We start from the raw sequence: 15,595 nt of genomic DNA on the forward strand, positions 1-15,595 counted from the left end.
CCTCCACACCTACAACCACCACCGCTGCCACACCGCACTGGACGGCAAGCCACCCATCAGCCGTGTGAACAACGCTCCAGGTCAATACACCTAGGACCAGGCCGCCACGAAATAACCGACGCCGTACGGTGCCTCGTCGCGGAGCAGCTCGCCGCGCAGGCCCGCGCCCTGGGCCGCGCCGGCCAGGACCTGCCAGCAGGCCCGCCCGGACGCCTGGAGGTCCAGGGCCAGTTCCTCGTCGAGTGCGGTCAGCGCGGCGATGTCGGCGGTTCCCAGGGCGCGGGCCGCCTCGGCGTCGAAGGCCTCGGCCCGCTCGTCGAAGTAGCCCGGCGCCTTCACCGACCGGCAGGCACTGCCGTCGCCCATCACCAGGAGCGCCACCCGGGGTGCGGAGGTGGCGATCTCCCGGCCCACCGGCAGGCACCGCTCGCGGGTCAGCGGCTCCCCGACGCCCAGGCCCTCGACGGGGGCGTCGGCCCAGTCCGTACGGGACAGCAGCCAGGCGCCGACGGACAGCGACGGCGGCAGCTCCCGCTCGGACGGGTTCTCCGCGGCGCCCAGGGACACATCGAGGTCCACCCCGAAGCCGCGGAAGGAGCCGGTGGAGCCCTGCGGGTGCGGGCCCCGGCCCGCCTGTTCGGCCGGGCCGAGGACGAGCAGCCGGTCCGGGCGGGCCGCGGCGAGGACACCGACGGCGTCCAGGGAGGCGGCGCGCAGCGCGTCCAGCTCGGGCGCGGCACCGGCGGCGACCTCCGGGACGAGCAGCGGCGGACAGGGGCAGATGGCGGCGGCTACGAGCATGCCACGCAGCGTAACGCCAGGTCGGCCCCTGTCACCTGCCGCCGCTCAGTCGCCGCAGCAGCCCGCCGCCGGAGCCGGGCTCGGGGCCGGTGCCCCGATGGTGGGCAGGCCGAGCAGGACACCCCCTGACGCTTCAGCCTTTTCCGCTGGGGTGGCGTTGCGCTTCTCCCAGGCGTCGCCCGCGCGCGTACGGCGGACACCGCGGGCGGGGCCCTCGGCGAGGAGATGGTGCGGGGCGGCGTAGGTGACCTCCACGGTCACCATGTCGCCGGGGCGAACCGGTTCCTCGGGACGGGTGAAGTGCACGAGTCGGTTGTCGGGTGCCCGGCCGGACAGGCGGTGCGTGGCGTCGTCCTTGCGGCCCTCGCCCTCGGCGACCATGACCTCCAGGGTGCGGCCGACCTGCTTCTTGTTCTCCTCCCAGGAGATCTCCTCCTGGAGGGCGACCAGGCGCTCGTAACGCTCCTGGACGACGGCCTTGGGGATCTGCCCCTCCATGTCGGCCGCGGGGGTGCCGGGCCGCTTGGAGTACTGGAAGGTGAAGGCCTGCGCGAAGCGGGATTCCCGTACGGCGTGCAGCGTCTGCTCGAAGTCCTCCTCGGTCTCGCCGGGGAAGCCGACGATGATGTCCGTGGAGATGGCGGCGTCCGGCATCGCGGCGCGCACCTTCTCGATGATGCCGAGGTAGCGGTCCTGGCGGTAGGAGCGGCGCATGGCCTTCAGGACGCGGTCTGAACCGGACTGCAGCGGCATGTGCAGCTGGTGCATCACATTCGGCGTCTCGGCCATGGCGGCGATGACGTCGTCGGTGAAGTCGCGGGGGTGCGGGGAGGTGAAGCGGACCCGCTCCAGGCCCTCGATCGCGCCGCAGGCCCGCAGCAGCTTGCTGAACGCCTCGCGGTCGCCCATGTCGGAGCCGTACGCGTTGACGTTCTGGCCGAGCAGGGTGATCTCGCTGACACCCTCGGCGACCAGGGCTTCGACCTCGGCGAGGATGTCGCCGGGCCGGCGGTCCTTCTCCTTGCCGCGGAGGGCCGGGACGATACAGAAGGTACAGGTGTTGTTGCAGCCGACGGAGATGGAGACCCAGGCCGCGTAGGCGCTCTCGCGGCGGGTGGGGAGGGTCGAGGGGAACGCCTCAAGGGACTCGGCGATCTCGACCTGCGCCTCCTCCTGGATACGGGCCCGCTCCAGCAGCACCGGCAGCTTGCCGATGTTGTGCGTCCCGAAGACCACGTCGACCCAGGGGGCCCGCTTGACGATGGTGTCGCGGTCCTTCTGGGCGAGGCAGCCGCCGACGGCGATCTGCATGCCCGGCCGCGCGGCCTTCTTCGGGGCGAGCTGCCCCAGGTTGCCGTAGAGCCGGTTGTCGGCGTTCTCCCGCACCGCGCAGGTGTTGAAGACGACAACGTCGGCGCCCTCGGCGTCCTTGGGCGCGGGGATGTACCCGGCGTCCTCCAGCAGGCCCGACAGCCGCTCGGAGTCATGGACGTTCATCTGGCACCCGTAGGTGCGGATCGCATACGTTTTAGGTGAACACACGGCATGGCTCCGGTCGGCGCTGGTCATGTCACAAGGGTAAAGGCGGCTCCGAGCAGACTTGTCTCCGGCAAGATCCAGCTCCGGACCCGCTGGTGCTCGCGCCCTCCCTCGCCGGCCTTGCTCAATGCGGCGGCGCGTCGGCCACTGCCGGCCATGCTTGGCGAACCTCGGCGAACAGTGCCGGATGGTCGGGACCGAAGGTGGCCGCGGCGGAGTAGAGGGCGTCCAGCGCAGCCTGCAGCGGGTCGGATTCCACCGCGTCGAAGAGAGCGGGCAGGGCCATCGCCTGCTGCGACATGTTGGGGATGGCTCCGTCGAGCGAGCGCACGGTCGTGTCGGGTACGCGTTTCTCGCTCCAGAGTGCGTCCCAGACCGTCTCGAAGTCGACGAACGGCGCGGGGAGCGGTTGTCCGCGCTCGGCCGCGGACAGGGCAGCGGCGATCCAGTCGATGTCGCAGAGGCCTGCCAGGGTGTACGCCCGGCGCGCGGCCCACCGTGCGATCGCTCGCTGGGTGTCCGACGGGGTGGCGACGATCGCGTCGACGAGGTCGCGGTCGAGTTCCACCATGCCCAGCACGTTTCCGCCGACCTGCCGCAGCCGCTCGCAGGGGAGCCGTCCGCCCCAGTCCTCCGCCTCCCACTCCAGACGCAGGCGTTCGGCCTCCGCCTCTTCCGCCTTCCGTGCCCGGCGCTTTGCCTCTGCCCGCTCCTCGGGGGACGGCGGAGGGGGAAGCTCGCGGGCGACGCCGTGCCAGTAGGCGGCGTTCTGGCTGGTCTGCTTGATCACGCGGTCGGCGACCGGCGGGGCGGGCCAGAACTGGAGGAGGTACCGGTCGCGCTGCGGCTCCGGGTCCAGCCTGGTATCCAGCTCCCTCGCTTCGTCCATCCCGTGGCCGCTGTAGCGCACCCGGTAGCCGGTCTGCTCAAGGTGCAGGGGCCAGCAGTCGCCGCCTCCCCATTCGACGAGCAAGGTCTCCGCCGAGGCCGGTGTGAAGGACACCTCGACGATCTCCTCCCAGGCTTCGTCCAGCGGCGGTGCGTGGTCGTGCACCTCGACGGTGAATCCGACGCTGCCGGTGTGCAGACCAGTGATCAGAAACAGCCCGCCGGGGACCGCACCGCCACAAAGCCCGTTGGCCTGACCGGCGAAGGACTCGTGCAGATCACAGTCGTCCTCGCCACTCTCGACATAGATCTGGCCGTAGTGAACATGCACTTCCCCGTCCAGCACAGTCCGCATTGCCCTCTCCCCTCCCAGACGCCCACTGACTGAGCCAGTGTGCCCGCCGGGTCTGACAATCCATCCCGGCCGGCCCCTCCCCCGCCCCGTCCCCGGCAGCGCCCGGGTGCCCGGCGTCTCAGGCCCGCATGCTCAGTGCCCGCTCCGGAGCGTTGGCCGCGTCCGGCACCGGCTCGCCCGCCAGTGCGAGGGCGACGGAGCGGGCGACGAACACGCCGGCCTTCTCCTGGGCCTCCTCGGTGCCGGCGCCGAGATGGGGGGTGGCGACGACATTGTCGAGGGCGAACAGCGGCGAGTCGGTGCACGGCTCCTTGGCGTACACGTCGAGCGCGGCGCCGGCCACCCGCCCCTCCGCGAGGGCCGCGTGCAGGGCGTCCTCGTCCACGATGCCGCCGCGGGCGACGTTGACGATGCGTACCGACGGCTTGACCTGCTGGAGCTCCTCGTGCCCGATCAGCCCGATGGTCTCCGCGGTCTTGGGCAGATGGACGGTGATGAAGTCGCAGCGGGTGAGGAGTTCGTCCAGCGTCACCGGCTCGATGCCGTGTGCCGTGGCCCGCTCGGGCGCCACGTACGGATCATGGGCGATCACCTCCATGCCGAACGCGGCCATGCGCTGGGCCACCAGCAGCCCGATACGGCCCAGGCCCACCACGCCCAGGACCTTCCCGGACAGCTCGGTGCCGGTGAACCGGCCGCGCTCCCACCGGCCGTTCTTCAGTGTCGCGTCGGCCTGAGGGATGTTGCGGGCCACGGCGAGCAGGAGCGCGCAGGTCATCTCCGCGGCGCTGACGATGTTGGCGGTGGGTGCGTTGACCACCAGCACACCGGCGGCGGTCGCGGCGGGTACGTCGATGTTGTCGAGCCCGACCCCGGCCCGGCCGACGACCTTCAAACCGGGTGCGGCGGCGATGACTTCGGCGTCGACCTGCGTGGCGCTGCGTACCAGCAGGGCGTCGGCCCCGGCGATCTGTGCCAGGAGCTCGGCGCGCTGTGTGCCGTCGCAGTGGCGGATCTCGTATGCGGGGCCGAGGGCGTCGACGGTGGCGGGCGAGAGCCGGTCGGCGAGGAGGATGACGGGCTTGCTCATGAGAACGTCCTGTCGTGGAAGGGGCGCTGGGGCGCATGGAGCGGCCGCCCCGGCCGGATGTCCGGGGCGGCCGTTTCCCGTGGGGATCAGCTGTCGGCGGATCGGGTGCTGCGCCAGCGGGTCAGTACGAGATGGGCTGCGACACCGAACACCAGCCCCCAGAAGGCCGATCCGATGCCGAAGAGGGTGACTCCCGAGGCGGTGGCCAGGAAGGTGATCAGGGCGGCCTCCCGGTCCTTCTCCTCCTTGACCGCTCCGCTCAGGCCGCCGGCCAGCGCCCCGAAGAGAGCGACGCCGGCGATGGCGGCGACCAGTTCCTTCGGCAGGCCCGCGAAGAAGACCACGAGGGTGGTGCCGAAGGCTCCGATCAGGAGGTAGAACGCCCCGCATGCGACGCCGGCGATGTAGCGGCGCTTGGGGTCGCGGTGGGATTCGGGTCCGGTGCAGATCGCGGCGGTGATGGCCGCGAGGTTGATGGCGTGGGAGCCGAAGGGGGCGAGGGCGGTGGAGACCAGGCCGGTCGAGCCGATCAGCAGCCGGTCCTTGGGCTGGTATCCGGAAGCGGTGAGCACCGCCATGCCGGGTGCGTTCTGCGAGGCCAGGGTCGCCAGGATCATGGGCACCGCGATGCCGATGAGCGAGGCGACCGAGAACTCGGGTGTGGTGAGCACCGGGCGGGCCAGCTCGATGCTGTCCAGGTGAATGGCCAGGCGCGAGGTGGCGGCGGCGGCCGCCACGCCCGCGGCGAGCGCGATCAGCACCGCGTAGCGGGGCAGCCATCGCTTGCCGAGCAGATAGGCCAGGAGTACGGCCCCGGCGATCCACGGCGCGGTCTTCAGCGAGGCGAAGACGCCGGTGCCGAAGGAGAAGAGGATGCCCGCGAGCATGGCGGAGACCACCGCCGTGGGCACCTGTCGCATGAGCCAGCCGAACACGCCGGTCAGTCCGACCAGAGTGATCACCACGCCGGTGACGATGAACGCCCCGATGGCCTCCGCGTACGAGTAGGCTCCCAGGCTGGTGACCAGCAGGGCGGCACCGGGCGTCGACCAGGCGGTGATGACCGGCATCTTCGTGCGCAGACTGAGCCCGATGCAGGTCAGGCCGCTGCCTATCGAGATGGCCCAGACCCAGGAGCCGGTCTGCGCCTTGTCCAGGTGCCCGGCCGCGGCGGCGGCGAGCACGATGACCAGCGGTCCGGAGTACGAGACCACGACGGCCACGAACCCCGCGAGGACCGCGGACAGCGACATGTCCCGCAACAGACCCGGACGGCCGGGGGGTTCGCCCTGCCCGGTCGACGGGTCGGCGGGGGATACGTCGATGGTGCCGGTGTTGGCGGTAGTGCTGGTGTTGGCGGTAGTGCTGGTGTTGGCGGTAGTGCTGGTGTTGGCGGTAGTGCTGGTGTTGCTGCTCTCAGAGCTCAAAGTACGTCCTTCGCGGCGCGTTCCAGTGCCTGCTCCAGATCGGCCACGAGGTCGGCAGGGTCCTCTAGGCCGATGGACAGCCGGAGCATGTCCTTGGGTGAAGTGCTGTCCGGTCCCTCGAATGTGTAGCGGTGTTCGATCAGACTTTCCACACCGCCCAAGGACGTGGCCCGAATGAACAGTTCGCAGTGTTCGGCCGCGCGCAGCGAGCGCTGCCAGTCCCCGGCGATGTGCAGCGAGAGCATTCCGCTGTATCCGCCGGTCATCTGCTGGGAGGCGACCTTGTGCCCCGGGTCGCCGGGCAGGCCGGGGTAGGCGACCCGGCTCACCAGCGGGTGCTCGGAGAAGTGCTCGGCCAGCGCCATGGCCGTGGCCGAAATCTGCCGCATGCGCGGGTAGAGCGTACGTATCCCGCGCAGCAGCAGATACGCCTCCCAGGGGCCGAGGATCGGACCGGTCAGACGGCGGTGCAGGCTCAGCCGCTCCCAGAGGGCCTGGTGTTCGTCGGTGCGATCCGGCGCGGCCACGAGGAGTCCCGCCACCACGTCGTTGTGGCCGTTCAGGTACTTCGTACCGGAGTGCATGATCAGGTCGGCGCCGAGGTCGAAGGGCCGGGTGTGCACCGGGGTGGGAACGGTGTTGTCCACGCCGAAGAGGGCGCCGGCCCGGTGCGCGATGTCGGCACAGGCCGCCAGGTCCGTCACCAGCCAGGTGGGGTTCGCCGGGGATTCCGCCCACAGCAGGGCGGTCGGCGCGGCGTTCACCGCCTCGGCCACCGCGTCCAGGTCGTCCATGGGGACGCGGACGACCTCCAGGCCGCGCTGCGGACCGAATTCGAGCAGCCACTTGGTGAGCCCGAAGTACATGGTCTGGGGCACCACCACACGCGCCCCGGCCGGCAGGACCTGGAAGACGGCGGTGGCGGCGGCCATGCCGGAGGAGAACACCAGCGCGTCGGAGCCGCCCTCCAGCCCGGCAACGACGCCCTCCAGCTGCTCATAGCCAGGGGTGCCCTGGTCGCGCAGATAGGCGAGGCCGGCGGGGGTGCGGTACTGCTCGTCGCGGGCGAAGGTCGCGCCCATGCTGACGGGCGGCGGTACGGCTCCGGTCGTCGGGCAGCGCCAGCCGTCGCCCTGTGCGGCTCGGGTCTCGACGCGGTACTCACGGGTCCAGGGAGTGTAGGTCTCGCGGTTGCTCATGATGTCCTCACGGTGAGGGCGGGAAGTGCGGTACGGAGGGCGAGTTCGGCGTCTTTCAGCGCGCGGGACGGCGCGCCGGGCGACGGGACGTAGTGGTTGTAGTAGCTGGATCCTTCGGTGTGCGGACCGAGGAAGAACAGCGTGGGGCGCACGTCCCCGGCAGGGCCGATGCCCTGACCTTCGCGGGTGACGGTGAGCCCCGGGACCCGGCTGCCGCGGGCGGCCAGGGTGGAGACGCGGCCGGCCGCGACGAGGTGGCCGAGCAGGGAGGCGGGGAGCTGGTCCGCGCCCGGCTCGGCGACATGCGCATGCACGACGTGACCCACCTCGATGCTCTCGGGCCGGGCCAGGCAGGTGGACTCCAGCCGCCAGGGGCCCTGTCCGGCCGGGGCGATGACCTTGGGCCGCGGGCCGGGGCCGAGCCGGAGCACTCCGGCGTCCAACAGCGACAGCAGCTCCGCCGACCGGTCCAGCTGCGGGCCGATCACCAGACGGTTGACCGTGGAGGTGAACTCCCCGAAGAAGTACTCCAGCGAGGCGTCGTCCACACCCGGGGCGTCGATGACCGCCCGGAGGGCGTCGCGATGGTCGCGCAGTACTTCCAGGGCTTCCTTGACGGGGCTGGCGCCCAGCCCCTCGCGGGCCTCCGCCAGGTCCGCGCCGACCTGGGCGGTGAACCAGTCGGCGTACTCACCCTGGTCGCGCCACGGACGGTCGGTGAGTTGCTCGGCGAGCACCCCGCGCAGCGGGTAGGGCCCGAACTCCTCGCGTACGGTGGCCAGCGCCCCGTCACAGCCCGACGCGGCCACGCGGCGGGCCAGTTCCGCGCCTGCTCCGGTGGCATCGCCGATCTTCCGGGCCAATGCGGCCCGGTAGTAGGCAAGTTCCATCTCGGCCTCGACCAACGGCAGGACATCTTCGGCGAAGTTGAGCCGACCGCCGTCGCGCGCCTGGCGCAGGGCCCGGAGCCGGTCCGGCGTCAGTGCGAGGGGGGCGAAGCGGACCCGGCCCGGGTTGAGGTGCGGGCGGCTGCGCGAGGGCAGCCCGGACCGGTTGGCCAGCACGATCCGCGGCTCGCGGCCGCCGGGTACGTAACGCAGCCCGCCGTCGTCCGCCGGCTCGTGCCGGCCACCGCGCCCCAGGGTCAGAGCGGCGATCACGTCCATGGCGGTCAGCCCCATGCCCAGGACCGCGACATCGTCGCCGGGGGCGATGCTGTCGAGGGCCGCGGGCAGCGGGTAGGGGCGGGTGATGAGCCGTGGCTCGTCCGCCGGTTCGGCCGGCAGGTGGAGCGAGTGGTGTCCGACGGTCACGAACACCGTGTCGGCCGCCAGGCGGGTGCCGTCGTCGAGGACGACGGTCTCCCCGCCGTCAGGTCCGGGCTGGATGTCGACGGCCGTCGCGACGTGCCGTATCAGGCCGAAGCCAGGAGGTGCCGCGGCGACGATGCGCTCGGCGGCCCAGGTGAGGTATTCGCTCAGCAGCCGCCGGGGCAGGAAGTCGTTCGGCCGGATCTCCCGTCCGTCCCCCGTCCGGACGGTGTATCCGTCAGGCCCCAGGCGCAACTCCCGTTCGCGGCACCACTCGTACAGCGAAGGGCCGCCCACCCCCGTGGGGCCGTCCACCATCTCCTCGTCCGCGAAGGCGGTGACCTGCGTGCACACCGTGTTCAGCAGGAGGTGGTCGGGCTGGTCCTGGCGGTGGAATCCGGGGCCGAGGGGCTGGGGGTCCACGAGGTGGACGGTGACCGGGAAGGGATCCGCCAGGCAGTGGCCGATGAGCCGCTCCACGATGCCCAGCCCTCGCGATCCGGCGCCCACGATCGCGAGGGTGGGGTGCCGCTCGGAGTTCCGCGGGCCCGCTTCGGTGGTCGTTATGGGCTCTGTGGTCGCCCTCGTCGTGTGCTCTGTGGTCACCATCGACGCGTCTCCCCGAAGAAGTTGGGGACCGCGAGGGTCGAGCCCGACGCGCGGGCCTGCTCCAGGACGTACGCGCCGACCGCCAGGTCGAGGACGCCGAGGCCGAACGGCGAGAAGATCACCGGCCGGTTCTCGGCCAGGGACACCTCGCCGTTGAGAACTCCGGCGAGCGTGCCGTTGACGAAGTCCCGCGAGCCGGTCAGCTGCTCGGCCAGGTGGGGCGAGGTGTTGGCCTTCAGGCAGTGGTCGACGTCGTCGAGGATGTTGTCCGCCGCCAGCACCACCTCGGGCGCGAGGTCCCGCAGCGAGATGTTCAGCACGAGCTGGCCGGGCTTGAACGGCGTGGTGACGTACGGCTCCAGCGCGGTGGTGGCGAAGACGACGGTCTCGGCCTCCAGCGCGGTGCCCAGGTCTGCGGTGAACGAGGCGGGCCGCTGCTGGGTGGTGCGCAGATGCTCGACGAGGGCCTGGCCGGACTCCTCGTGGAGGTCGTGCACGAGGTAGGCGTCCGGAGCGCAGCCGGCGGCCTGGAGGTAGTCGCAGATGTTGCGGGCGATGACGCCGCCGCCGACGACTGCGATGCGCGTGCCCTCAAAGCCGCCCGGACGCAGCGTCGTTGCCGCGACGGCGGCGGACGCGGCCGTGCGGGCGGCGCTGATGTTCGCGGCTTCGAGACATGCGACCGGGTAGCCGGTCTCATAGTCGTTGAGGATGAGCACGGCCGAGGCGCGGGGCTTTCCGGCCTTGGTGTTCTGGGGAAAGCTGGCGATCCATTTGATGCCCGCGAGCTGGACGTCGGCGCCGAGGTAGGCGGGCAGGGCGATGATCCGCGAGTCGGGCTTCTCCGGGAACCGGAGGAAGTAGCTGTCAGGGTTGACGCTCTCTCCGGCCTCATGGCTGCGATAGGCCCGGCTCACGATGCCGAGGACCTCGGACCGCTTTTCACTCAGCACCTTGCGCACGGTCTCGCCGGCTACCACATCGAAGTCAAACATAGAGTTACACCTCTCCTCAGGCGCCGGCCTGAGAAATTTCTGAGATTTCTGGGTACATGAGTTCCGGCCATCGGTCGGCCACCCAGGAGTCGTCGTAGATCGTCTCCAGATAGCGCTCTCCGAAGTCCGGCGAGACGGCTACCACAACGCTTCCCTCGGGAATCTCCTTGGCTTTTTCCTGAACTGCGGAAAGCACCGTTCCACTGGATCCGCCGAGCAGGATTCCGCGCTCTTCGGCAAGCGTTCGGCACATCTCCACTGCGTCCATCTCGGAAATCATCACGACCTCGTCGACTTTTCCCTCGTCGAGGATTTCCGGACGTCTGCTGGTGCCGAGCCCCGGGATATGGCGCCGGGCCGGCGGACCGCCGAAGGATACGGATCCGACCGCATCGACGGCGATGATCCGGGTGGCCGGGCTGTGGTGCCGGAAGAACTCCGCACAACCCATCAGCGTTCCGGTCGTGCCGGCCCCGATGAAGGCGTAGTCGACATGGCCGATCTCCTCGAAGATGGAACGGCCGGTACGGTCGTGGTGCGCCTGCGGGCCGGCCGGGTTCGCGTACTGGTTCAGCCAGTACGTGCCGGGCTCGCGCACCAGGCGATCCTGGATGTAGTTGATACGGGACTGCAGGTAGCCGCCGTTGCCGTCGCGGACGTCGATCATGACGACCTCGGCACCCAGCGCCTTCATCAGGCGCACCGACTGGGTGTTGGCATTGGGATCCGTCACGCAGGTCAGCCGGTAGCCCTTGGCCGCGCAGACCATGGCGAGAGCCACCCCGAGATTTCCCGACGTCGACTCGATGAGGCGGGTACGCGGGAATTCGCAGCCCGATTCCTCGGCCTGGGCCACCAGGGCGATGGCCGTCTTGAGTTTTACCGAGCCTGCCGGATTGAGGCCCTCAAGTTTAAGGAAGACCGAGCTTCCAGGTACTAGATGATCGACCCGGATGAACACGTCATCCAGCACCAGATCATAGATTTCTTCCGCTATCACTGGAATCCAACGCTCTTGAGTGCGGGAATGCCGATACGTGACACACGCCGAAATGCGAGGGCCCATGGGTGTGATGGCCGCGCTTGGTCATGCGCAGCCACGCAGAAGAGTTTGCTTCCCCCCGTTCGCCGCCTAAGCGTCCCCCGAACCGCGGCTACTACATCGTCACATAAATCCACACCGATCGTCCAGGACATTTTTCGAGTCAATGTCGTTCCGAATTGAACATTCCGAGTGGAATTCTGGATTCCGGCCCTGGCGTTATCCGGAATCATGCCTCTCCGTTTCTCGCCGCCGACGATGGGGCGCCTTCCAAAGACGCGGCGGAGTCCGGTGATCACCACGGCACGCTCCGGCCCGGAAGGCCCAGCCCCGATCGCGCAGCCGCCGAACCGGAACCACACTGGTCCGCATGGCGCCCACGCCGGGCGCGAGTCCATTCCGCCGGACGGACTGGAAGGACCCAGCCCATGCCCATGGACGCCCATCCCGGTCCGCTGCGGGTGCTTGTCTTCGGCGCCGCACTGCGGGCCGAATCGACCAACGCGCGGCTCGCCTCCCTCGTGGCCCGTCTGGTCGCCGACACCGGCGCCACCGTCGACCACGCGGTCATGCGCGACTTCGACATGCCTCTGTACGACGGCGACGTGGAGGCCGCCGAGGGGCTGCCGCACGGCGCTTTCGCGCTGCGCGACCGGCTTGAGCGGTGCGACGCCTTCGTGATCTCTTCGCCCGAGTACAACGGCTCCGTCCCCGGAGCGCTGAAGAACGCGCTCGACTGGGTCTCCCGCGTCCAGCCGCAACCGTTCAAGACCAAGCACGCGCTGCTCGTCTCCGCTTCCCCGTCACTGGTCGGCGGCAACCGCGGGTTGTGGGCGCTGAGAGTCCCCCTGGAGCACCTCGGCACGCGCGTCTATCCGGATATGTTCAGCCTTGCCAGGGCCCATCAGGGCTTCACCGCGGACGGGCAGCTGACCGACTCCGGGCTGCAACAACGTCTTACCGAAACCGTCACCGCGTTCCTCAGCCTCGTCGAAGCCGATGTGCGGTACGTGTGCCTGGAGCGCCGGTGGTACGAGTTCCTGGGCGACCGCACCGAGGCGCCCGTCACACAGCGGGCGGAGGACTGACCACTGTCGGAGGCGTCGCGACCGGACCATGGATCGGCGGCACCGGAACGGCAGCGACCAAGCGTCACGGCGGATCCCATGGTCCGGTGGCCCCGACGAACGACCGCGAAGCCCCGGAGACACCTGCGGCACGAGCGCGCCCATGCGCCCCTCGAACCCGACGTCGTCCTCGCGCCGTGCCCCCCGCCCCTCCCGCTCCCGCTCCGGGCCTGGCAGGATCCCGCCCATGGTCACAGCACTTCCCCACATAGCCGGCCGCCGGGCACTCCAGGCGGCCATTGCGGCGCTGGCCGGGCTCGGGGTGCTGGTGTGGTGGCTGTTGTCGATGGGGGGTGAGCCGTCGCCCGGGGGGAAGGTGACGCTGGCCACAGGGCTGCCGACCGGGGTCTACGCGCGCTACGGGGAGCTGCTGAAGCAGGATCTGGCGCGCGATATGCCGGACGTGGATCTGCGGCTGAGGCGGAGCGAGGGGTCGATCGACAATCTGCGGCAGCTGGTGGCCGGGCGCGCGGAATTCGCGATAGCGACGGCGGACGCGGTGTCGACGTACCGGAGCAGGGGCGAGCGGGGTGCGGACCGGCTGCGGGCGTGTGCGCGGCTGTACGACGACTACATGCAGCTGGTGGTGCCGAAGAATTCCGGGGTGCGCTCGGCCAAGGGGCTGCGGCGGCTGCGGGTGGGTGTCGGGACGGACGGCTCCGGCGTACAGCTGATCACCCGGCGGCTGCTGGAGGCGGCGGGGCTGGACTTCGACAAGGACATCGAGCCGGTGCGGGTCGGCATCGACCAGATGCCCACGCTGCTGGAGCGCGGCAAGCTGGACGCGTTCTTCTGGTCGGGCGGGCTGCCGACCACGGCGGTGCAGCATCTGGTGGACAGGTTCCCGGTGCGGCTGGTGCAGCTCGGGGATCTGAGCGAGGCGCTGCACCGGCAGGGCGACCGGACCCACTACTACCGGGCGGCGGTGATGCCCGCGGACGCCTACCCGAAGGCCCAGGACGGGCAGGCGGTGAAGACGATCGCGGTGGCGAACCTGCTGGTGACGACGGACCGGGAGGATGCCGCGCTGACGGAGGGCATCACCCGTACGGTCATCAAGAGCCGGGACCGGATCGGGCATGAGGTGCACGCCGCGCAGAAGGTGGACCTGCGGACGGCGGTGTTCACCGATCCGCTGGCCCTGCACCAGGGGGCGCGGCGCTATTACGTGTCGGTCAAGCCCTGAATCACATGTCGGTCAAGCCTTGGATCACGGAGCGCGCAAGCCCTGCATCACGTGGCGGACAAGGCCTGAGCCCGCCGCTGGGCCCGGGTGCGGAAACGGGACGGGGCCCGCACCGGTGTGGCCGGTGCGGGCCCCGTCGCGGGACGCGTGGTGCGTCAGGCGGAAACGATGTTCTCCGCCTGCGGGCCCTTGGGGCCCTGGGTCACGTCGAAGGTGACCTTCTGGCCCTCGAGGAGCTCACGGAAGCCCTGGGCGGCGATGTTCGAGTAGTGGGCGAAGACGTCGGGGCCGCCGCCGTCCTGCTCGATGAAGCCGAAGCCCTTTTCCGAGTTGAACCACTTCACGGTGCCGGAAGCCATAATTTTCTCCTTCATGGGGCAAACCGGAGACCACACTGCGCGGCCTCCCCGTCGCCGAGATGATCGCCCGACACCGGAACACGTCCGGAAAAACAAGGAACGCCCGGGGCTACAAGCCTCCGGGCGCGCACGAATTTCATGGGTACCACAACTGCAACGTTGCCCACCGTAGCACAGGTGCCGGACGGACCAGGCGGACCAGGCGGACCAGGCGGACCAGCAGGGACGGTCCGGCGCTCAGGGCGCGGTGCGCGGCACGGTGACGGTGACCTGGAGACCGTGCGGCGGATGCGGTGCGTAGGCGATGGTGGCGCCGCCCGCGGCGAGCAGCGCGCGGGTGATCGACAGGCCGAGGCCGGAGCCGGAGACGTTCTGGTGGCGGCCGCTGCGCCAGAAGCGGTCGCCGACCCGGGCGAGCTCGTCGTCGGCCAGGCCGGGGCCGCGGTCGGCGACGGTGATACGGACGCTCTCGCCGTCCGGTGCGACGTCCACGGTGACCGGCTCGCCGGGCGGGGTGAACTTCAGGGCGTTGTCGACGACGGCGTCCAGGGCGCTGGAGAGGGCAACCGGGTCGGCCCAGCCGGTGACCGCACTGAGGCCCTCGTACCTCAGGCGGACGCCCTTGTCGTCGGCGAGCGGGCGCCAGGAGTCGACGCGTTCCGCGGCGAGCGCCGCGACATCGGTGAGCTGGAGGTCGGCGGGGGCGTGTTCGGCGAGCGCGAGGTCGAGGAGGTCGTCCAGGACCCGGGCCAGCCGTTTGCCCTCGGTGCGGACCGCGGCGATCTCCTCGTTGCCGTCGGGGAGTTCGAGGGCCAGCAGCTCGATGCGCAGCAGGAGCGCGGCGAGCGGATTGCGCAGCTGGTGGGAGGCGTCCGCGACGAAGGCGCGCTGCTGTTCCAGGACTTCTTCGACGTTGTCGGCCATCTCGTTGAACGAGCGGGCCAGCCGGCGGAGTTCGGGCGGTCCCGCGGTGGCGGCGACGCGGGATTTCAGCCGGCCGGTGGCGATGTCGTGGCTGGCGACGTCCAGCACCCGTACGGGGCGCAGCACCCAGCCGGTGAGGCGGAAGGCCGCGGCGACGGCGACGAGCATGGCCGCGAACTCGCCCGCGGCGATCAGCAGCCAGCCGTGCAGGATGCGCGAGCGCAGCTGGTCGGTGGGCGAGTCGGTGACGACGACGGCAACCACGTCACCGTCGCGGATGACCGGGGAGGCGACCGGGATGCGGCCACCGGTGTCCCAGGGCCAGATCTGGTGCGGATCGTGGCTGCGACGGCCGGCCAGCGCCTCACTGAAGGCCTGGGCGCCCTCGCCTTCGCGGGGCACCGGCAGGTCCTCCGGGGCGCGCGCCATCGGGGTGTGATCGCGGTAGAAGACGCCGGCGCGGATGCCGTAGAGGTCGTGGTAGCGCGCCAGCTCGGCGCTGAGGGTCGCGCGCCGCTCGTCCTCGTCGGGGCTTTTGGTGGCGGTGGCCGACTCGGGGCGGGCGGTGACGAACTGGGCGAGCGACGCGAACCGCGCGGAGTCGTCGATCCGGTCGACGACGACCCGCTGCTGTTCCACACCGGCCGTGATCACGCCGAGCGGGATGCCGAGCGCGAGCAGCACACCGGCCATGAGGACGATGAGGAGCGGGAGGAGTCGGGTGCGCACGTGCTCGCGGCGGCC

12 protein-coding genes and 1 pseudogene are annotated in these 15,595 nt (G+C 70.5%); 2 read left to right on the forward strand and 11 right to left on the reverse strand.

Annotated features, from left to right (window positions below; genetic code table 11):
• Positions 1-90: 90 nt before the first annotated feature.
• The 9 genes and pseudogenes from AB0I10_RS33175 to sbnA all read right to left on the reverse strand — a co-directional run bounded on the left by AB0I10_RS33175 (position 91) and on the right by sbnA (position 11,213).
• The gene (locus tag AB0I10_RS33175; RefSeq protein WP_363156391.1) at positions 91-801 is read right to left on the reverse strand and encodes a class III extradiol dioxygenase subunit B-like domain-containing protein; all 711 of its coding nucleotides are present in this window, start codon (positions 799-801) and stop codon (positions 91-93) included.
• 45 nt (positions 802-846) lie between these two features.
• Positions 847-2,370, reverse strand: coding sequence for a tRNA (N6-isopentenyl adenosine(37)-C2)-methylthiotransferase MiaB (gene miaB, locus AB0I10_RS33180; RefSeq protein WP_363156392.1), 1,524 nt, complete (start codon positions 2,368-2,370; stop codon positions 847-849).
• A gap of 94 nt (positions 2,371-2,464) precedes the next feature.
• On the reverse strand, positions 2,465-3,583 hold the full coding sequence (locus tag AB0I10_RS33185) for a hypothetical protein (protein WP_363156393.1): 1,119 nt from the start codon (positions 3,581-3,583) through the stop codon (positions 2,465-2,467).
• A 151-nt stretch (positions 3,584-3,734) separates the two neighbouring features.
• Positions 3,735-4,673, reverse strand: a pseudogene (locus tag AB0I10_RS33190) (hydroxyacid dehydrogenase); the annotation flags it as partial.
• 86 nt (positions 4,674-4,759) lie between these two features.
• On the reverse strand, positions 4,760-5,998 hold the full coding sequence (locus AB0I10_RS33195) for a benzoate/H(+) symporter BenE family transporter (RefSeq protein ID WP_363156415.1): 1,239 nt from the start codon (positions 5,996-5,998) through the stop codon (positions 4,760-4,762).
• A gap of 98 nt (positions 5,999-6,096) precedes the next feature.
• Positions 6,097-7,299, reverse strand: a complete 1,203-nt coding sequence (locus AB0I10_RS33200) for a PLP-dependent aspartate aminotransferase family protein (RefSeq protein WP_363156394.1) — start codon at positions 7,297-7,299, stop codon at positions 6,097-6,099.
• Complete coding sequence (locus tag AB0I10_RS33205) at positions 7,296-9,218, reverse strand: FAD/NAD(P)-binding protein (protein WP_363156395.1); 1,923 nt, start codon at positions 9,216-9,218, stop codon at positions 7,296-7,298. The genes AB0I10_RS33200 and AB0I10_RS33205 overlap by 4 nt, the downstream gene beginning before the upstream one ends.
• Positions 9,212-10,213 carry a 2,3-diaminopropionate biosynthesis protein SbnB gene (sbnB, locus tag AB0I10_RS33210; protein ID WP_363156396.1) on the reverse strand — a complete coding sequence of 334 codons (1,002 nt, stop codon included), beginning with the start codon at positions 10,211-10,213 and terminating at the stop codon, positions 9,212-9,214. The genes AB0I10_RS33205 and sbnB overlap by 7 nt, the downstream gene beginning before the upstream one ends.
• Positions 10,214-10,229: 16 nt before the next feature.
• Entirely contained in the window at positions 10,230-11,213 is a 984-nt protein-coding gene (gene sbnA / locus AB0I10_RS33215) for a 2,3-diaminopropionate biosynthesis protein SbnA (RefSeq protein WP_363156397.1), read from the reverse strand.
• A 470-nt stretch (positions 11,214-11,683) separates the two neighbouring features.
• Between sbnA and AB0I10_RS33220 the strand changes: the two genes are divergently transcribed.
• Both AB0I10_RS33220 and AB0I10_RS33225 read left to right on the forward strand, forming a co-directional pair.
• Positions 11,684-12,343 (forward strand): NAD(P)H-dependent oxidoreductase, encoded by a 660-nt coding sequence (locus tag AB0I10_RS33220; RefSeq protein ID WP_363156398.1) that lies wholly within the window; start codon positions 11,684-11,686, stop codon positions 12,341-12,343.
• Between the two features lie 226 nt (positions 12,344-12,569).
• Complete coding sequence (locus AB0I10_RS33225; RefSeq protein WP_363156399.1) at positions 12,570-13,568, forward strand: TAXI family TRAP transporter solute-binding subunit; 999 nt, start codon at positions 12,570-12,572, stop codon at positions 13,566-13,568.
• Between the two features lie 155 nt (positions 13,569-13,723).
• Here the strand turns inward: AB0I10_RS33225 and AB0I10_RS33230 are convergent, their stop codons facing one another.
• Complete coding sequence (locus tag AB0I10_RS33230; protein ID WP_363156400.1) at positions 13,724-13,927, reverse strand: cold-shock protein; 204 nt, start codon at positions 13,925-13,927, stop codon at positions 13,724-13,726.
• Positions 13,928-14,164: 237 nt separating this feature from the next.
• Positions 14,165-15,580: a HAMP domain-containing sensor histidine kinase gene (locus tag AB0I10_RS33235; protein ID WP_363156401.1), complete on the reverse strand. Its 1,416-nt coding sequence runs from the start codon at positions 15,578-15,580 to the stop codon at positions 14,165-14,167.
• Positions 15,581-15,595: the final 15 nt, after the last annotated feature.

The sequence above is a fragment of the Streptomyces sp. NPDC050636 genome (assembly GCF_040654775.1).
GTDB lineage: Bacteria > Actinomycetota > Actinomycetes > Streptomycetales > Streptomycetaceae > Streptomyces.